Source organism: Oryzibacillus soli (assembly GCF_051594765.1).
Lineage (GTDB): Bacteria > Bacillota > Bacilli > Paenibacillales > NBRC-103111 > Paenibacillus_AR.
The window spans coordinates 17962-35971 of record NZ_JBPPGJ010000003.1 but is presented as its reverse complement, the minus strand read 5'-3'; the positions used below and the strand labels follow the sequence as shown (position 1 = coordinate 35971).

The window sequence follows — 18010 nt, the reverse complement described above, 5'->3', positions numbered from 1 at the left end:
AAAAGCCGGGACGCGCGATAAGCGCATCCCGGCTTTTTTGGGTTATGGATGCTCCCTGCTGTGAGTCGGCCCGTCGGCCGACCCTACCCCGCCTTAGGCGGCATGGGGAGGGTGACGGTGAAGACCGTGCCGCTTCCCGGCTGGGAGGCGACGGTGATGGTGCCGTCCATCCGCTCGATCAGCTGCTTGGTGATGGTCAGGCCCAAGCCGCTCCGCTCCCGGCGGGACCCGCGGGAGGCATCCTCCGTATAGAAGCGCTCCCAGATGCGCTCCAGCTGCTCCGGAGGGATGCCGGACCCGGTATCGGCCACCTGGACGGTAAGGCGGTCTTCCTGGCGGCTCGACCGGACGGTGATGGTGCCGCCCCGCTCCGTGTGGCGGATGGCGTTGTCCAGCAGATTGAAGAGCACCTGCTTCAGCCGCTCTGGATCCCCGTATGCCTTCAGGATCTCGTCCTCGGGCTCCCCGATGCGGCAGGAGATCCCTTTCTCCTCCATCCTGGGAATAACCGTGTCCAGAACGGTCTCCACCAGGGAGGACCACCGGATGCTCTGGCGCTCCAGCGTGACGGTGCCGGTCTCGATGGCGGACAGATCCAGCATGGTGTTCAGCAGGACGGTCAGCCGCTCCAGCTCCGCGTGGGCGATCTTCAGGTAGCGTGGGCGCTGCTCCTCCGGGATGACCCCCTCTGCCAGCCCCTGTATGAAGCCCCGGACGGAGGTCAGCGGCGTACGCAGCTCGTGGGAGACGTTCTGGACCAGCTCCTTGCGCATTCGGTCCAGCTGCTCCAGTTGGGAGGCCATGGTGTTGAAGGTGGCGGCCAGCTGGCTGACCTCATCCCTGCCGTCGGCGGGAATCCGGACGGAGAAGTCACCCTGGCCCAGCTGCCGGGCGCCTTCATTCATCCGGCGCAGGGGACCGGTCATCCGTCGGGACATGACGTAGATCAGGGCGGCCGCTGGAAGGGCCAGGAGGAGAGCCGTCAGGAAGATGAGCCGGGTTACCCGGGTGGTCTGGAGCTCCTCCACCGGCGTGCTCAGGAAGAGCGCTCCGATGACCTTGCCGTTCTCGCGCAGGGGCAGGCCGACGGATAGGAGGATCTGCTCATCCGACAAGGTGAAGCGCCCCTTATGCACGACCCGTTCGCCTCGAAGAACCCGCTGCAGCACGGAGATGTCTTGGATCTCGGACTGCCGGAGCAGCTTCAGCACCTCTCGCCTCCATTGGAGCTTGGGGGTCCCTTCATCGGCGGCCAGGAGATCGACCCGGATGTTCTGGGTTTTCTTCAGCCGGGCTTCGGCCTTCAGGAAGGCGCCCTTCGCCGCTCCGTTGGCTCCGGGATCCTCCTTCAGAAGCTCGACCAATTGCTCACCCTCCCGGAAGAGAAGCTCTTCCTTGCGGTCCACGAGGAAATCCTTCAACAGCGAATTCAACACCAGCGTCAGCAGGGCGAAGCTGATCAGCAGTACGCCCAGTAGGGCCGCCAGCTGCTTGCGGAAGACGGTGGAGAGCATGGCTACACCTCCGGCCGGTACATGTAGCCGGCTCCCCGCAGCGTCTCGATGGTGCAGGCGGCCGTGCCGCCGGTATCGAGCTTATGGCGCAGCCGCTTCAGGGTGGCGTCCACGACGCGGTCCTCCCCGTCATAATCGTCGCCCCATACCAGATCCAGCAGCTGCTCCCGGCTCAGCACCTGGTTCGGATGCTGGATGAAGGCGAGTAGCAGCTTGTACTCCCTCGGCGTGAGCTCCACCAGATCCTCCTCCACGTACACCCGGCGGGACGCCGTTTCGATCCGGAGGCAGCCCGCCGTGATGGAGGCCGGGGGCTTCACCTGGCGGAGGCTGGAATAGGTGCGCCGCAGGAGGGAGATGATCCGGGCGACCAGCTCCTTCGGATCGAAGGGCTTGACCACGTAGTCATCGGCCCCCAGGCCGAAGCCCTTGAGTCGGTCCTCGCTCTCTCCCTTGGCCGTCACCATCAGGATCGGAACGTCGCTGGACGACCGGAGCTCCCGGCAGACCTCCCAGCCGTCCTGGTCCGGCATCATGATGTCGAGCACCACCAGGTGCACCGTCTGCGTCCGGAACAGACGGACCGCTTCCCGGCCGGTGCTGGCCACCAGCACACGGAAGCCTTTGTCAGCCAGATACATTCGGATCAAGTCGTTAATGGGCGCGTCGTCGTCCGCCACCAGCACGGTGTAGCTGCTGCAGGAGAAGGAAGGATCCATCGGGGATGCCCCTTTCGCATACTTGGATAGGAAAAAGCCTCCGGACCTTCCCGGAAGGAACGGTCCGTGTGGGAAGAAGCCCGGAGGCTTGGGCGTTCAGGTATTCGGTTAGAGCTGGACGTTCGGGTTGACGTCCGCTTCGTAGTCCACTTGGTCGAAGCCGAAGCCGAACAGGTGCAGGAACTCCTGGCGGTAGCTCTCCAGGTCGCCCAGCTCCGGCAGCGTCTCGGTGGAGATTTGGGCCCAGGCCTCGTCCACCAGCTGCTGCACGTCCTCGCGCATCTCCCAGTCGTCCATGCGGATGCGGCCCCGCTCATCGGTCAGTACCTCGCCGCCGGCATACAGGCGCTCGTACATGCGCTGCATCTGCTCGATGCAGCCCTCGTGAAGGCCTTTTTCCTGCATGATCTTGTAGAGGATGGAGATATAGAGCGGAACCACGGGAATAGCGGAGCTGGCTTGGGTAACCAGCGCCTTGTTGACCGACACGTAAGCCCGGCCGTTGTACGGCTTCAGGCGTGTGGTCAGGTCATGAGCGGTCTGCTCCAGATGGTCCTTGGCCCGGCCGATAGTCCCTTCGCGGTAGATGGCGTGGGTCACCTTCGGTCCGATATAGGAATAGGCCAGGGTGGTGAAGCCGTCGGCCAGCAGGTCGGCATCCGCAAGGGCCTCCACCCACATGGACCAGTCCTCGCCGCCCATGACCTTCACGGTCTGGCGCTGTTCTTCCTCGCTGGCCGGCTCCAGGGTCACGTCGGTCACGACGCCGGTTTGGACGTTGACGGTCTTGTTGGAGTAGGCTTGGCCCACCGGCTTCAGCACGGACGCATACGTCTCGCCGGTGACCGGGTCGGTGCGGCGGGGAGCGGCGACGCTGTAGACGAGATGGTCGATTTTGCCCAGCTTCTCCTTCATCAGCTTCAGGGTCGCTTCCTTGATTTCTTGGGAGAAGGCGTCGCCGTTGATGCTCTCGGCCACATACCCGGCTTCGCGGGCAGCCTGCTCGAAGGCGGCGGTATTGTACCAGCCGGCGGTGGCGGTGCGGTCATCGGAGGCCGGGCGCTCGAAGAAGAGGCCCACGGTGTCCGCGCCCATGCCGAAGGTGGCGGCGATGCGGGAGGCGAGGCCGTAGCCGGTGGAGGCGCCGATGACCAGCACTTTCTTGGCGCCGTCCAGCTTCCGGCCGGTACCTTTGACATATGCGATCTGGCGGTTCACATGTTCGGCGCAGCCGGTCGGATGGGCGGTCGTACAGATGAAGCCGCGGATTTTCGGTTTGATGATCATTGGCAGGAGTCCCTCCCTGATTCGATAAAAGCGTATTTTCTTCCATAATATATATGTTCCGTTACGGTTTTTCAACACTTGGCTTGTCCGGACGAGACGTTCCCGACGCCAAAAGCCCCTTGTACACCTCGATGGCCCTGGCCCGCGAGGCCTTGAGATCCACGATGGCAGCCGGCTGGGGCAGGTGAATCTCCCGGTCCCCCAGATGCTTCAGATGGGGAAGCCACCTCCGGATATATTCCCCTGTGGGATCATGGGTCTGGGATTGGGAGACCGGGTTCATGATGCGGAAGTACGGGGCCGGATCGAAGCCCATGGAGGCCGACCAGAGCCAGCCGCCCCGGTTCAGCACATTGTCGTAATCGGCCAGCCTGCGGCGGAAGACCTGCTCTCCCAGCGGAAAAGGACACAGCAGGTTCTTGGTCAGGAACATGGCCGTGATCATCCGCAGCCGGTTATGCAGGGCTCCCGTCTCGCGAAGCTCCGTCATGGCGGCGTCGATCAGCGGGATGCCGGTGGCGCCTTTGGCCCATGCCTCCAAGTGGCGGTCGGACAGTTCCGAGAGATCGAAGCGTTCCTCATACGAGAAGAACTCCGGATCATACAGAGCCTGATACAGGTAAAAATCCCTCCAGGCCAGCTGCCGGACCCAGCTCTCCCCCACGGGGGAGGAGGAGGCCGCTTCGTAGGCCTGGCGGACGGACAGCGCCCCCGTATTGACGGCGGCGCTGAGCCCGCTGGTGCCGGGGACCGCGAACCGGTCCCGCATGCCGCCGTAAGCGGCCAACCGTTCGTCCAGGAAGCGGTCCAGCTCCCAGTCGGGCTCCCGGGCCGGCTCACCGAAAGCGGCCGGCTCCCAGGGGAGCGGGAAGCTCTCCGCTAGAGCAGGATCGGCGGGGAGGGCGTTCAGCTCCTCCAGGCGGGCCTGCCACGAGGGGCGATAGAATTGTCCCAAATATTCGTGCCACTTCCGGTAGAAGGGGGTGAACACGCGGTAAGGGCCGCTCCGGCCGGCGTACCGCTGGAAGTCCCCGGGGTCGATCAGCATGGAATCGGCCAGCTCGGTGACGGATACGCCGCGCAGAGCGGCGGTCTGCCGGAGCTTCCGGTCCCGGTGCCGGGCGTACGGCGTCCACTCCCGGTGCCACAGCACCTCCCGGATGTCCGGGTGAAGCTCCAGCGTCCGGGCCAGCACCTGCTCCGGCTCGCCGAAGAGCACGTGGAGCGGACGGCCCGCCTCCCGGTACAGCCGGACCATCCGGTTCAGATACCGGAGGAAGGTCCTGCCGCTGTACTCATTCTGCCGTCCGCCCCGGAGGAGGAACGGGTCCAGCACGAAGAGATGCAGGGACGGTGCGCCGGCAGTGGCGATATGATCGTAAGCGGCCAGGTCATGGGTCCGCAGGTCTTTGCGGTGAATGAACAGGATCATGGATGATGCGCTCCCTTCCTGGGACCAGTATAGCATGGAACTCGGACGGTCCTGTAATGAGCGGGCGGGCTTGCCGGCCGGGAACGGGGGGCTATCCATGAAACAAGCCCCGCCCGGACTTGCTCCGGACAGGGCTCATTGGGAATAAATCGACGTGCTGGAGTTCTTCAACGGTGCGGTGCAGGGGAGCTTGTCCCAGCCGGCCGAGGCTTAATTGGCGTCGGTGGTCATCTGGGTGTAGATCTCGTCCCACAGAACGCGGCGTGCGGACACGTAACGCTTCTTGTAGTAAGCATCGTTCAGGTTGGTGATGGTGACGCCCGAGCCGTTGGCGGAGTGGGCGAATTGACCGTCGCCGACGTAGATGCCTACGTGGGAAATGCCTTTGCCATCCGTATTGAAGAATACAAGGTCGCCCGCGCGAAGGTCGGATTTGTCCACCCAAAACCCTTCGTCGTTCTGAGCCTTCGAGCTGTGAGGCAGATCGATGCCGAACTGGGCAAAAACATAGCTGGTGAAGCCCGAGCAATCGAAGCCCTTGGTGGTGGTTCCCGTATACTTGTAAGGGGTTCCAATCAAGGAATCGATGGTCTCGTTCAGCGGGGTTGCCGCAGAGGCAGTCCCCATGGAGAACGTGAGCAGCATGACAACGGTGCACAGCATGACGACGGACTTCTTCAACAACAAATCAAGATGCCCCTTCCTGGTGCCTACGAGGTTAGCTTGAGGGTTCGGTTGAAGGTTGTCCCTATGGCCACTGCAATACGAGGCCAATTCACCCAAGATGGTTCCCCCGTTTCCCGATAAGGGAATTCGGCATGTTATTTTTTCCAAGTCTAAAGATTCTGCATAGGGGGACAAATTCCTTCCGAAATCTTATAAATTTCATAAGAAAATCTTCAGATTTCACACTTTGTACAACAATCTCTCCAATTTAATAGCGTTTTCACTGTCGGATGATGAAAAAACTCCCCTTCCTGCGGAGGCAGAAAGGGGAGCCGTGACGAGCAATCGCCGTCGGATTAGATCTAGTGAAGGCCGCTCTTGGCGGTGAAGAGACGATGCTGGGCGGCGATGCCCCAGACGCTGAAGAGCGTCTGCAGGAGCCGGTAGGCCTGGTAGACGGCCAGGGCCCAGAAGCCCGCCCAGACGATGGAGCCGCCCAGCATGGCCAGAGAGGCCAGAGTGCCGAGCAGGACCAGGAGGCCGCCGATGCCGAGCACCAGAGGGAGGGAACGCAGAGCGGTGGTGACGGATCGGGAGAGGGGCTCCGCATGCACCCGCCCGAATTGGATGTGCAGGAACAGCAGATGGAGCAGGAACCCGTAGCCCAGCATCAGGGACGTATACGGGAGGGCGCTCCGGGCCAGCTCCTGATAGGTGCCGGAGGACAGGAGAGCGGACTTCAGCTCGGGCAGCACCCACCACAGAGGAACCAGAGTCAGGAGCATCTGGATGGCGTAGAGGAGCAGGTAGGGCCTGCTCAGCTCGGCCACCCCCCGGACGAAGCGGTAGCCCGCGTTGTATTGGGTGTGGGCCAGGGAGTAGAAGAGCCCTGCGTTCAGGAGGGGGGTCAGCACCATCCGCAGGCCGAGAAGTCCGGCCAGAAGCCACAGGTAGGAATGGCTGACGTCCGTCTTGAAGAGGACGAACTGGCCCTCCGCCAGGAACAGCCGGGTCTGGGCTGTGAAGCCGTCCGCATCGGGATACCGGTGGAGGAGCGGGAGAATGACGGACTGGGACAGCTTATAGAGCGTCACGCCCCAGACGAACCGGTACAAGAACAGTACCAGCACGGGAAAAGGCTGGCGCACGCTGGCGCGGAAGCCTTCCTTGATATAGGTGAACATGAGGGGCACCTCCTGAATATGCGGCGGGCACATATGGCCTGGAACGGATACGCATCGTCTCCGTCTACCAGGTCAGCCAGCCGAAGAGAATCTCCACCACCCGGCTTACGCCCAGGTTCAGGCGGACGTTGGTCTTCGTATCGACCTGCCGCTTCATGAAGTTGTTGATGTGCTTGTTCTCCAGGAGCAGGGTGTAGTCCGGGTCAATCTGCGCCCACTCCAGGGGAGCCCCGTGAGAGAGGGTGTAGACGATCTCGCTGCCTTGGCCGTCCCAGGTCTTGTCAAGGACGGTGCCGTCCGTGAAGCGGAAGCGGATGGGCACCTGGGAGGAGGTGGCTCCGCGCTTCTTGATCAGCACCTTGCTCTCGTAGCCGGTCTTGCCGTCCGCCTGGGCCCGGTTCACCTCGATGCCGGCGATCTCGTAATCGACCATCAGGCCGTTGTAGACGTATTGGTCGAAGAAGTCCTTCCAGCTCTTCTTGGTGGTCTCCTCGAGGACCGCCTGGAAGTCGGCGCTGGCCGGATGCTTGAACTTCCAGCGCTGGAAGTAGGTCTTCATCACGCGGCTCATGGCGTCGGGGCCAATTTCTTTTTCGATGGCGAAGAGGACGAGCTTGGCGCGGGTATAGACGTTCTCCGCATATTCGTCGTGGCTGCCGTATTCCCAGGCGTTGCGCTTCAGCGCCTCCGGCGACGTGATGTAGCTGGCCTCCAGCGGCAGGTTCGGGGCGATGCCGAACTCCTTCTCCATCACCTTATCCTCGGCGTAGGAGGTGAAGCCCTCGTCCAGCCAAGCCTCCTCGAACTCATTGGACGCGATCATGCCGTAAAAATACTGGTGCCCGATCTCATGCACGACCACGCGCTCCAGATCCAGCCCCGGCTTCGGCTCGCCGGCGCCCCAGGCCGTGATCAGGGTCGGGTATTCCATGCCGCCCGCTCCGTTGCCCTCCGCCGGAGGCACGACCACCGACAGCGTAGAGTAAGGATACGGCCCGTACCATTCGCTGTAGCGGGAGAGGGCTTTTTTGGCGGCGGTCAGGTAGCGGGCCTTCAGGTGCTCGTGGGCCGGGTCCAGATACAGCTTGATCTTCACCCCGGGAACGTTGGGGGCGGAGAAGGGCTCCTCCACGTAGACGAACTTGGGGGAAGCGGCCCAGGCGAAGTCATGGACGTCGTCGGCGTAGAAGCGGTAGGTCTTCATCTCGTTCTCTACGGCCGCCGGCTTGGTGGGGAAGCCGGTGGCGGCCACCGTATAATCGGAGGGCACCTTGATCTTCACGTCGTAGATGCCGAAGTCGGAGTAGAACTCCGAGTTGCCGTGGTACTGGTGAAGATTCCAGCCCTCCTCAGCCCGGCCCCGGGTTCCGGCGGTCTCGTACTTCGCCAGCTTGGGGAACCATTGGCCGGCCATGTAGAAGTCTCCCGAATACCCCATGCGGGCGAACACCTGAGGCAGCTTCACCCGGAAATCCATGGTGAGCGTCACCTTCTCCCCGGGCAGAACGGGAGCGGGCAGCGTCACCTTGGCCAAGGTCTCGTCACTGCCGTTGTTATCATCCGGCCGGACGAAGGCCACCCGGTCCATGAGGCTGACGCCCTTCTCGGTGGTCAGCGTCTGCAGCTCCATCCACCCCCTGCTGTCCCCCTGCTGCTTGTCATTGCGCAGCTTGCCGCCGGACTCCTTCATGAAGGTGGATTTTTTGGAGGCGAAGGCGTTGGGATACAGGTGGAGGTAGAGCTCCTCCACCGGTTTTTTGCCCGGATTCTGCCAGGTGAAGGTCTGGGCGCCCTGGAGCTGCTTCTCCTCCGGCTTGAGCGACACGGCCATATGGTACTCCACCGTGCGGCTGCTTAAGGCGGGGGCGGCCTTCGGTTCGGCCGGCTTCGGGATTTCGAGGGAGAGCGACTCCCCGGCGGGAGGCTCCTCGGAGAGGACGGAGAGAGCGGGCTCCCCGGTCCGGCCGAAATAGGACGACACGGTGGTCGTAACGGCCAAGCCGAATACAAGGACCAGCGTCCATTGAAACGTGCGGTTGGACAGGTTCGGTTTCATCCAATTTTTCACCCCGTTGACAAGCGTCTAAAGGATGTATATGAGGGGGGGGGGACAAATATATCCGAACCCTGTCCAGAATTTGGGACAAAACAAAAAAGCCCCCGGGCAGGGGGCTTAGTACTGGCTTCGTAGGCCCAAAGGGCAGGATGCGGCTGAGGCGGGGGCCGCTACTCGGCGTCGGGGAAGATCAGCGAGCCGTCCTTGCCGAAGGCGTAGGCCTTCTCCAGCTCCTTGTCGCCGACGGTGTAGACGATCCGGCTGCGTCCGGTATCCACCCGGAGCAGATGGCGCTGGAAGGGATGGTCCGGATCCTGGTCGACGGGAATCACCGCTTTCCGCTCGGTGTCATAGGCGAGGATGCCGTCCGTGCCTACCTCATATACGAAATACCGGTTGTTCAGCCACGTGAAGCCGGAGGTGAAATACCCGGTCCGCAGCTCCAGATTGGGCCGGTCTCCGTCCGGATGAACCAGGAAGAAGCCGGCAGCCTCGAACACGTAGCCCTCGTTCTCCAGCACCACTTGCTTCCCGTCGGGGGAGGGCACTCCCTGGGTCCGGACCTTGTCCCGGATGGTGCGGCTCTGCCGCAGACGATGCTTCTCGGCCTCGAAGGCCAGGTCCTCATGCAGCCGGAATCGGATCAGGGGGCTGTCGTCCAACGCGTGAAGCGGCCCCTTGCCGCTATCCCCCACAGGCAGGAAAATCCCCTCCGCCAAGGGGCCTTCGAAGCCGCCGTAGATCTCGATATACGGCCGTTCGAAGGGCGTGTCGACGTACGGTATCCGGAGGCCCCGGGTGTAATAATCCACCTCATGGCTGCCCCGCCCATAGTAGGAGTAGTCGTAGTCCGGCCACTTGAGCTGAAGCTCCTGAATCAGCGCATCCGGGTTCAAGATCTGCTTCTCCTGCAAATTCCGGAGGATGCCGGCCAAGGTCTCGCCCTCTGCGGCCTGGCGCTTGGCGTCCCTCGGGTACAGGCAGATCTCGTACGCGCCGTCCTCTCCGCCGAAGAAGAGGTAATAGGGCTCCAGCTTGTAGCCGAAGAGCTGCTCGTCCCGGCTCTCGAAGGGCGGCTGGCCCAAGCGCTCCGTAATCTGCGCCCGGGTCGAGGTCGTCCGCAGGCCGCCTGCCACCGGCTCCGGGTAATCCGGGCGGAACACCAGGCGGCTGAGCTGCCGGTTCTGCACCCGGATCCCTGCGTACACCCGGGACTTGTCATACACATACGCATCGTTGAAGAAGGTATCGTGCGGACCCGCCAGCCGCTCCAGGGCGTCCCAGGACCAAGCCGACTCGGACAAGCCGGCCACGAGGGGCCCGGGCTCCGGTGCGGGAAGGGGAGGCAGGTAGGCATACCGCTCTAAGCTCATCTTGTGAAAAGCGTTCACCGTCCCGTTCACTTTCGCCGCATCCGGCAGCAGCTCCGCGCTGCCCGAGGCCTCGATGACGGTGCCGAGGGAGTCATCCTCCAGTCGGAAGGCGCGGCCGGTCAAGGTCATGGAGGTCAGCTTCAGGAGCTCCGAGTAGAAGCTCTCGGACTCCAAGGACGGCGCGCGGCCCAGCTTGGCATGGAGGACGACGGGTTCCTTGGGGGCCGCGGGCGCGGGCCAATCCACGCGGGACAAATCGGCCGAGAGCCGGGCGTAGTCCTGCCGCAGCCGGCTCTCCTGGACCCGCTCCTCGGACGTGGCCGAAGGAGCGGGGGCGGCGGTTCCGGCCATGGGGGCGGGGGCCAGCGCGGCTCCCGTTAAGGCCGGGGGTGTTCCGATGGCAGCGGGGGACGGGGTGGTGTAGGCCTCTTGGGTATGCCCCGGCGCTTCAGCCGGGCTGTTGTCGCAGGAGGCCAGCAGCAGGGCGGCGGCTGCCCCTGCCGCCAGCAGGACGGGACGGGTGCGGCGGATTAGGATCATGGGAGACGACCTCCGGGCTCAATGTCTGACGATATCTTTTTAGACGCGTGAAAGGTTCGGCGGGTTGCCTGTGCACCGTAATGTCCGCCAAATTGGAGGAAATGTGGAGATTGTGTTACGATAGACGTAAACGGCTGGAAGGCCGCATCTTTCATTCTAACGGTAATGGTGGTGCATCTATAGATGGAAATCGAAAGCAAAGGCAAGAAACCGAATGCGCTGAACATCGTCAGCAGCAGCGTGAACCATAAGGGCTTCGGGGCAGGCTCCATCGACCTCTCCAACGTGTCGGGCGTCATCATCGACGAAGGCGTGGCGTATGTGGATAACGGGACCCTTCATGCCAAGAGCAAGGTGGAGAAGGGCATCAAGTTCTCCCCGGATCCGAGCGAGACGCCGGACGGACGCAAGGTATGGGTGGTGTGGGTTGCCGTGGACCGGAATGCCGAGGGGCAGTTCTACGGCGGCCTGGCAGCCTGCGAGATGCGGGTGAACCCGGAGGCCCGGAGGGGCTGGAAGGTTCTGGCGGACCACGTCAACCGGATGGATAAGGCCATGAAGCGGCATATTCTGGTGGAGGGGCTGGACGATTCGGAAAAAGCCGCGCTCAAGAAGCTTCTGATGGAGCACAATCCGGAATGGTGGGCCCATTCGCCGGAGGAATTGAAGCAGGCATTGTAAGTTTGCCCGGTATGCAAGCAGAGGCTGTCCCTTTAGGGGGCAGCCTCTTTTTGCGCTGCCGCGGGGCCGGAGCTGCGGGGAAAGAGCAGCACGGCGGTGAGCCGGCCATACCCGGCATGAGCGGCCAGCCACCACAGGAGGGCCTCCGGATCGAGAAGGGCCGGAGTGCCTGCCGACAGCATGGTGGTGGGGTACAGGAGCAGGCCGACGGCAAGCCCTGCGACGGTAATGAACCGGCGGGCGGAGCCCGGATGCATGCGCCGGAGCAGGCAGAAGCCGCCGGCACCGGCTGCGAAGCTTACCGATATGAGCAGGTGCAGCAGGAACTGGGACAGCTCCGACACCAACACCTCCCGGAGGAGCGGAATGTAGTCCACACCGAGAAGAAGCCGGTAGACGGCAATGCCCCGCAGTTCTTCGACTCCCTTCAGAAACCACCCCATGGCCGCCCCTGCGGCAAGACCCGCGAATACTGTCCGAACGGCCCGCTGCCGTCCGAACCGAGCGGCTGGTCCGATTCGCATGGCTTCATCCCCCTCTACAGCTGATGATATGAAATAGCAGAAAACGTTTGACAGATGGTATAGATATTGTATGATGTTTGTATAGATTATAACAAGTCTTTGTATAGAATTTGTATAACTAACATAATTGGGATGACGGAGGGAGAGGAGGAACGGTATGTACACGATGAAGGCGGTATCTGAACGGACCGGGATCCCCGCAGTGACGATCCGGGCCTGGGAGCAGCGGTACGGGGCCGTGGAGCCGGAGCGTACGGCGAAGGGACAGCGGCTGTACCGCGAAAGGGACATCGAAGCTCTCCTGTGGCTGAAGGAGCAGACGGAGAAGGGGATGACCATCAGCCAGGCGGTGCGTCAGCTGAAGCAAGAGCCGGCTGCTCCCCAAGGGCCGGCGGAGCCGGCCGATTTCCTTCTCTCTTCCGGCGCCGGGACGAAGGAGGAGGCTTACCGGGAATGGCAGGACGGCATTTACGCCGAGCTGTCCGATTATAGGGAGGCCGAAGCGCAGCGGCTGCTGGACACGGCCTTCGCCTTGTTCTCCTTCCAGGATGTGTTCCATCGTATCCTGGCGCCGATGATGTATCGGGCGGGTGATGATTGGGGAGCCGGTCTTCTCTCCGTCGCCCAGGAGCATTACATCAGCCATTTTGTGACCATGCGGTTCTCTCATTTCTTCCGCCTGTTTCCGGTTCGGCCGGAGCTTCCGCGGTTCGTAGCCTTCTGTCCCTCCGGGGAGCATCACCAGTTGGGACTTCTGTTATTTACCCTGTTTTTGCGTCAACAAGGGGCGGACGTCCTCTACTTGGGTGCGGACACTCCCTTGGACGGCTTGGCTTCGCTCATTCGGAAGAAGGGCATCGGCTTCGCCTGCGTTTCCTTAACCCTGCCGGAGCGGGCGGAGCTGACCTGCCGGATGCTGAAGGAGCTTCAGCGTGAAGCTCAGGGGCTTCAGCTTGTTGCAGGAGGAAGCGGATTTCGGGGAGTGGCTCCCCAACCGGGATGGTCGGTTCTGGACGGCGGTCCCGAGGCATGGAAGCATTGGTTCGATAGGTGTACGGCTGGCACGGGGGCATCCGAAGGGGCTTGACGGATACAAGCATAAGAAGTGCAGGAACTAGGGGAGGGATCCGGAAATGTTGGAGAATGGAACACGCAGCAGTCAGTCAGATTATTCCGGCGGAAGAGTAGCTATCGTAGGTGCGGGTCCCGGTGGGCTGGCTGCGGGGATGCTGCTGGCGTCCCAAGGGCTATCGGTGGATATTTATGAGAAGCAGGCCTTCATAGGCGGACGTTCCTCCCGGCTGGAGCTGGGAGACTACCGCTTCGACCGTGGCGCGACCTTTGTGCTCATGCCTCATGTGTGGGAAGAGCTGTTTGCTGCGGCAGGACGCTCCTTGACCGATTATGTGGAGTGGCACCGTCTCGATCCGATGTACCGTCTGCAGTTCGGGGAGCTTCAGCTCCATCCCACCACGGATCAGGATGCTATGGCGGAGCAGATCGAACGGTACTTCCCGGGGGAAGGGGACAACTACCGCAGATTCATGCGGGACGAGGAGGAGAAGTTCAATCGGCTCATGCCGCTGCTCCAGCGGCCTTTCCGCGGACTCCGGGATTATGTATCCCTTGACGTTCTCCGGGCTCTGCCCAAGCTGCATGCTACGGAAACCGTGTACAGCCGGCTGTCCCGCTACTTCAAGGATGAGCGGCTGAAGGCCGCCTTTTCGTTCCAGGCCAAGTATCTGGGGATGTCTCCGTGGGAGTGCCCCGGCACATTCACGATCCTGTCCTTCCTGGAGCACCGCTTCGGGCTGGTCCATCCAGTGGGCGGAGTGAACCGGCTTTTCGATGCGATGGCCGCGGTCATCCGGGAACACGGGGGACGGATTCATACCCAGACCCCGGTAGAGCGGGTCCTGGTCGAACAGGGCCGGGCCAAGGGACTTCGGCTGCAAGGAGGAGAACGGATCCAGGCGGACGATGTGGTCATCGGTGCGGACTTCGCCCATGCAGCAGCTCGTCTGTTTGCTCCGGGCACCCTCCGGAAGTATACGAAGGAGAAGCTGGATCAGAAGAAGTATTCCTGCTCCACCTTTATGCTCTACCTGGGGGTCAACCGCAAGGTACAGCTGCCGCACCATACGGTGCTGTTCGCAGAGGATTACCGGAGGAATGTGGAGGATATTACCCAGCGGGGCGTATTGTCCGAGGAACCCTCGCTGTACGTCCATAACCCCGGACTGTTGGACCCCACGCTGGCTCCGCCGGGGAAGAGCGCGCTCTATGTGCTGGTGCCGGTGCCTAATCTGTCGGCGGATGTCTCCTGGCCGGAACAGCGGGAGCGATTCCGCAGCCTGGTACTGGACCGCTTGGAGAGAGAGCCGGAGCTGGCCGGACTCAGGGACGATATCGAGGAGGAGCGGATCATCACGCCGCAGGATTGGCAGGACGATCTCGATGTGTACCGGGGGGCGGTCTTCAATCTGGCCCATTCCTTGGATCAGATGCTGGCATTCCGTCCCCGCAACCGGTTCGAGGAGGTGCAGCGCTGCTGGCTGGTCGGCGGGGGAACCCATCCCGGTAGCGGGCTGCCCACCATCATCGAGTCCGCGAAGATCAGCTGCGCGATGCTGCTGGAATCCCGCAAGGCGGCCGGACGCCGATGGACCGGCGTCCCGGTCGGCCCGCTGACGAAGAGGGCGGAGCTGTGAGCAAGCTGAGGGAGAGAGGGCCCTGTGGCCCGTGCAACGGGAGCCTCGCCTCCTCTAGGGCGCGGCTGCACGCTCGTCCGAAAAAGGGTTGAATCCACTGAACCCTAACGTTATACTAGGGGAAGTATATGTACACCGTATACTAGGACAGCAAAAAGGCAGACCACCCGGTCTGCCTTTTTGTGCTGTTGCCCGGCACACCCGCCTGGGCCTGCGCTACTCGTTCCACCAGCGCTTCAGGTCCTTCCACCAGGAGCTGTCCGCCTTCTTGTCCCCTGCTTTCCCGCCGCCTGCCGCCTTGGTTCCGGCGCAGTATTCCGTCGGCTCGGTCCCGGCCACGAAGGCCTCCATGCGGGTGCTGGGGCAGGCGTCGTTGGCCAGCTTGCCGGTGGCCGGGTCGATGTAGGCGCTGACGACGCCTTCCGGCACGGGGAACAGCTTCGGCGGCACGGTCTCCAGCGCTCCCTCTGTATATTCGGCGAAGATGGGCGCCGCCTTGCGCTGGTCCAGCTTGCCGATGGTCTTGTCCTTGTCGTAGCCGACCCATACAGCCGTGGAGAGCTCGGGGGTATACCCGACCATCCACGCATCGTAGTTGGTGGTGCCGGTTTTGCCGGCTACAGGCCGCTTCATCAGGTCGGATACCCGGTAGCCCGTGCCGCCCTCCTCGAAGACGGACTGCATGAGGCTGGTCAGCACGTAGGTATAGGCCGGGTTGATGACCTGGGTCTCCGACGGCTCGGCCTCATAGAGCACCTTGCCCGAGTGGTCCTCCACCCGGAGCACGGCCAGCGGCTCCGTCCGGATGCCCCCCGAAGCCAGCACCCCATAGGCGTACGCCATCTCGAAGGGGCTGACCGGAGAGGTGCCGAGGGCTAGCGACGGCAGCGCCTTGAGAGGGGCGGTGATGCCGAGGAGCCGTGCCATCGCCACCGCTTTTTCGGGACCGACGTCCATGATGGTGTGTACCGCGTAGATGTTGTCCGACTTCATGATGGCCCGGCGCAGGTCGATCTCCGTGTTGTCGTACAGGTTGTCATAATTGTTCGGCGCGTACGTCTGGCGGCCCTGGTCGTAGGTGAACACCGTGGGCTCGCTCTTGTACTTGGTCAGCGGGGAGACGTTCTCCGCCAGCGCGGACAGGTAGACGATGGGCTTGAACGCAGAGCCCGGCTGACGGGTATCGGCGAAGACCCGGTTGAACTGGTTCGTCTTATAGTCCCGCCCCCCCACCATCGCCTTGATGTAGCCGTTGCGCGGATCGATGGAGATCAAGGCCGCCTGCAGCTCCGAATCCTCCCCGATCTCCTTGGCGATGGCCTCCTCCGCCAGCTTCTGCGCACGCAGATCCAGCGTGGTATAGATCTTGAACCCGCCGGCCTCGAATTCGTTCTCGGTAATCCCCAGCTTCTCAATGACCACATTCTTCACATAATCCTGAAAATAGGGGGCCTCCGACGGCTCCGCCGTATTCCGGGGCTGAATGGCCAGCTCCTCCCGGTACGCCTCATCGGCGGCCTGCTGCGTAATCCGGCCCTCGTTGACCAGGGCCTGGAGGATCACCTTCTGGCGGTCCTTGGCGTTCTGCATGTTCAGGTACGGCGAGTAATACTTGGGCCCCTTCGGCACGCCGGCCATAAGGGCGCTCTCCGCCAGGGTCAAGTCCTTGGCGTCCTTGCCGAAGAACATGCGGGCCGCCGCCTGGACGCCGTAGGTGGAATGGCCGAAGTAGATCTGATTCAGATACGTCTCCAGAATCTCGTCCTTGGTCATGCGCATCTCCAGATGGACGGCGTAGAACGCCTCCTGAATCTTCCTCGACCAGTTCCGGTCATGGTTCAGGTACAGATTGCGGGCCAGCTGCTGGGTGATGGTGCTCGCGCCCTGCTCCATGGACAAGGTCTTGATGTCTTGAATGGCGGCGCGGGCCAATCCCTTGGGATCCACACCCAGGTGGTGATAGAAGTTTCGGTCCTCCACTGCCAGCACGGATTCCACCAGATAGGGCGACATATCGTCCAGCTTGATGACTTCCCGGTTCTGGCCGGAATGGAACGTGTCGATTACCTGTCCGTGCAGATCGTAGATCTGGGAGTTCTGGGTGACGGTGACGACGGGAAGGGCTTGGGAGCGCAAATACAAGAGCACCACGATGGCGGAGCCCGCAGCGAATAAGGTCAGGTTGAACATCAGCTTCGTGAATCGTTTCAAGAATCGGAACATGGATCGGTCGGGAGCTCCGGGCGAATGCCGCCGGTCGCGGCTTTGGCGCCTGGCAGGGGTATTCTCGTCCGGCATTCCGGTTCACCTCGCATTCCGTACAGTCGTAGTCTTACCAGTATGGAAAAATCGGGAAACCGGTATTCAATCCAGCCGGACTATTTTTTTGGGGGGGGACCCGGATAATCCTGCCAGGCCCATGGGACACTAAGGCGGATGCAGGCGGCCCTCGGCCGCCGGGAGAACACGAGGAAATGAGGGATGCGGCATGGAGCTGTGGTATACGGAGAAGCAGACGGAGGCTTTCGGTATTACCGCCAAGGTTAAGAGCACGCTGGTTGCAGAGCGGACGGCGTTCCAGGACCTGGCGGTCCTCGAGACGGAGGAGTTCGGCCGGATGCTGGTGCTGGACGGCATGGTCATGACAACGGTCAGGGATGAGTTCGTCTACCATGAGATGGTGGCCCACCCGGTGCTCTTCACGCATCCCGATCCGAAGCTGGTGCTGGTGGTCGGAGGAGGGGACGGCGGTGTAATCCGGGAGGTGCTGAAGCATCCCAGGGTGGAGAAGGCCGTGCTGGTGGAGATCGACGGCAAGGTCATCGAATACTCCAAGCGATTCCTTCCCGAGATAGCCGGCCGGCTGGACGATCCGAGAGTGGAGGTCCTCGTGAACGACGGCTATATGCACATCCACGAGCATAAGAACACCTATGACGTCATCATGGTTGATTCCACCGAGCCCGTAGGACCGGCGGTAAACCTGTTCACCCGGGGCTTCTACCAAGGCATCTATGAATCGCTGAAGGAGGACGGAATCTTCGTGGCCCAGACCGACAACCCGTGGTTCAAGGCGGACCTGATCCGCACCGTTCACAAGGACGTGAAGGAGGTTTTCCCCATCGTCCGGGTTTATGGCGCCAATATTCCGACCTATCCGAGCGGGCTGTGGACCTTCACCATGGGCAGCAAGAAGCATGATCCGCTGGCTGTCGACGAATCGGCGCTGCCGGAGCTCGACACCCGGTATTACACCCCGAGACTCCACAAGGCGGCGTTCGCGCTGCCCCGGTTCGTGGAGGAGCTCTTGAAGGAGCGGTGAA

At 62.3% G+C, this 18010-nt stretch carries 14 protein-coding genes and 1 riboswitch; of the genes, 4 read left to right on the top strand and 10 right to left on the bottom strand.

Features of this window, described 5'->3' with window-relative positions:
* Window positions 1-83: 83 nt before the first annotated feature.
* From ACSEXW_RS04320 to ACSEXW_RS04285, 8 genes are all read right to left on the bottom strand, one after another.
* Window positions 84-1514, bottom strand: a complete 1431-nt coding sequence (locus ACSEXW_RS04320) for a sensor histidine kinase (RefSeq protein ID WP_438444874.1) — start codon at window positions 1512-1514, stop codon at window positions 84-86.
* 2 nt (window positions 1515-1516) lie between these two features.
* On the bottom strand, window positions 1517-2233 hold the full coding sequence (locus tag ACSEXW_RS04315; RefSeq protein WP_438444873.1) for a response regulator transcription factor: 717 nt from the start codon (window positions 2231-2233) through the stop codon (window positions 1517-1519).
* 108 nt (window positions 2234-2341) lie between these two features.
* Window positions 2342-3520 (bottom strand): enoyl-ACP reductase FabV, encoded by a 1179-nt coding sequence (fabV, locus tag ACSEXW_RS04310; RefSeq protein ID WP_438444872.1) that lies wholly within the window; start codon window positions 3518-3520, stop codon window positions 2342-2344.
* Window positions 3521-3581: 61 nt separating this feature from the next.
* Window positions 3582-4952, bottom strand: coding sequence for a cryptochrome/photolyase family protein (locus ACSEXW_RS04305; RefSeq protein WP_438444871.1), 1371 nt, complete (start codon window positions 4950-4952; stop codon window positions 3582-3584).
* A gap of 210 nt (window positions 4953-5162) precedes the next feature.
* Window positions 5163-5633, bottom strand: coding sequence for a C40 family peptidase (locus ACSEXW_RS04300; RefSeq protein ID WP_438445199.1), 471 nt, complete (start codon window positions 5631-5633; stop codon window positions 5163-5165).
* Window positions 5634-5644: 11 nt separating this feature from the next.
* A riboswitch (cyclic di-AMP (ydaO/yuaA leader) is annotated at window positions 5645-5781 on the bottom strand.
* 199 nt (window positions 5782-5980) lie between these two features.
* Window positions 5981-6802 (bottom strand): hypothetical protein, encoded by an 822-nt coding sequence (locus ACSEXW_RS04295; protein ID WP_438444870.1) that lies wholly within the window; start codon window positions 6800-6802, stop codon window positions 5981-5983.
* Window positions 6803-6866: 64 nt separating this feature from the next.
* The gene (locus ACSEXW_RS04290) at window positions 6867-8858 is read right to left on the bottom strand and encodes a M1 family metallopeptidase (RefSeq protein WP_438444869.1); all 1992 of its coding nucleotides are present in this window, start codon (window positions 8856-8858) and stop codon (window positions 6867-6869) included.
* A 170-nt stretch (window positions 8859-9028) separates the two neighbouring features.
* Entirely contained in the window at window positions 9029-10771 is a 1743-nt protein-coding gene (locus tag ACSEXW_RS04285) for a hypothetical protein (protein WP_438444868.1), read from the bottom strand.
* 183 nt (window positions 10772-10954) lie between these two features.
* On the opposite strand from ACSEXW_RS04285, the gene ACSEXW_RS04280 reads away from it, so the two are divergent.
* Window positions 10955-11452 (top strand): YwhD family protein, encoded by a 498-nt coding sequence (locus ACSEXW_RS04280; RefSeq protein WP_438444867.1) that lies wholly within the window; start codon window positions 10955-10957, stop codon window positions 11450-11452.
* 32 nt (window positions 11453-11484) lie between these two features.
* Here the strand turns inward: ACSEXW_RS04280 and ACSEXW_RS04275 are convergent, their stop codons facing one another.
* Window positions 11485-11976, bottom strand: a complete 492-nt coding sequence (locus ACSEXW_RS04275; RefSeq protein ID WP_438444866.1) for a hypothetical protein — start codon at window positions 11974-11976, stop codon at window positions 11485-11487.
* A gap of 157 nt (window positions 11977-12133) precedes the next feature.
* On the opposite strand from ACSEXW_RS04275, the gene ACSEXW_RS04270 reads away from it, so the two are divergent.
* Together ACSEXW_RS04270 and ACSEXW_RS04265 are read left to right on the top strand one after the other, a co-directional pair.
* The gene (locus tag ACSEXW_RS04270; RefSeq protein WP_438444865.1) at window positions 12134-13063 is read left to right on the top strand and encodes a MerR family transcriptional regulator; all 930 of its coding nucleotides are present in this window, start codon (window positions 12134-12136) and stop codon (window positions 13061-13063) included.
* Between the two features lie 46 nt (window positions 13064-13109).
* Window positions 13110-14687: a phytoene desaturase family protein gene (locus ACSEXW_RS04265; protein ID WP_438444864.1), complete on the top strand. Its 1578-nt coding sequence runs from the start codon at window positions 13110-13112 to the stop codon at window positions 14685-14687.
* A 216-nt stretch (window positions 14688-14903) separates the two neighbouring features.
* On the opposite strand, the gene ACSEXW_RS04260 is transcribed toward ACSEXW_RS04265, so the two are convergent.
* Window positions 14904-16985, bottom strand: a complete 2082-nt coding sequence (locus ACSEXW_RS04260; RefSeq protein ID WP_438444863.1) for a transglycosylase domain-containing protein — start codon at window positions 16983-16985, stop codon at window positions 14904-14906.
* A gap of 190 nt (window positions 16986-17175) precedes the next feature.
* Here ACSEXW_RS04260 and speE point away from each other — a divergent pair, with 190 nt between their 5' ends.
* On the top strand, window positions 17176-18009 hold the full coding sequence (speE, locus tag ACSEXW_RS04255) for a polyamine aminopropyltransferase (protein WP_438444862.1): 834 nt from the start codon (window positions 17176-17178) through the stop codon (window positions 18007-18009).
* Window position 18010 lies beyond the last annotated feature (1 nt).

What these genes read in the sequence shown, in the direction of transcription:
- ACSEXW_RS04320 (WP_438444874.1), bottom strand. Translation starts at nt 1,514, where the DNA reads ATGCTCTCCACCGTCTTCCGCAAGCAGCTGGCGGCCCTACTGGGCGTA.
- ACSEXW_RS04315 (WP_438444873.1), bottom strand. Translation starts at nt 2,233, where the DNA reads ATGGATCCTTCCTTCTCCTGCAGCAGCTACACCGTGCTGGTGGCGGAC.
- fabV (WP_438444872.1), bottom strand. Translation starts at nt 3,520, where the DNA reads ATGATCATCAAACCGAAAATCCGCGGCTTCATCTGTACGACCGCCCAT.
- ACSEXW_RS04305 (WP_438444871.1), bottom strand. Translation starts at nt 4,952, where the DNA reads ATGATCCTGTTCATTCACCGCAAAGACCTGCGGACCCATGACCTGGCC.
- ACSEXW_RS04295 (WP_438444870.1), bottom strand. Translation starts at nt 6,802, where the DNA reads ATGTTCACCTATATCAAGGAAGGCTTCCGCGCCAGCGTGCGCCAGCCT.
- ACSEXW_RS04290 (WP_438444869.1), bottom strand. Translation starts at nt 8,858, where the DNA reads ATGAAACCGAACCTGTCCAACCGCACGTTTCAATGGACGCTGGTCCTT.
- ACSEXW_RS04285 (WP_438444868.1), bottom strand. Translation starts at nt 10,771, where the DNA reads ATGATCCTAATCCGCCGCACCCGTCCCGTCCTGCTGGCGGCAGGGGCA.
- ACSEXW_RS04280 (WP_438444867.1), top strand. Translation starts at nt 10,955, where the DNA reads ATGGAAATCGAAAGCAAAGGCAAGAAACCGAATGCGCTGAACATCGTC.
- ACSEXW_RS04275 (WP_438444866.1), bottom strand. Translation starts at nt 11,976, where the DNA reads ATGCGAATCGGACCAGCCGCTCGGTTCGGACGGCAGCGGGCCGTTCGG.
- ACSEXW_RS04270 (WP_438444865.1), top strand. Translation starts at nt 12,134, where the DNA reads ATGTACACGATGAAGGCGGTATCTGAACGGACCGGGATCCCCGCAGTG.
- ACSEXW_RS04265 (WP_438444864.1), top strand. Translation starts at nt 13,110, where the DNA reads ATGTTGGAGAATGGAACACGCAGCAGTCAGTCAGATTATTCCGGCGGA.
- ACSEXW_RS04260 (WP_438444863.1), bottom strand. Translation starts at nt 16,985, where the DNA reads ATGCCGGACGAGAATACCCCTGCCAGGCGCCAAAGCCGCGACCGGCGG.
- speE (WP_438444862.1), top strand. Translation starts at nt 17,176, where the DNA reads ATGGAGCTGTGGTATACGGAGAAGCAGACGGAGGCTTTCGGTATTACC.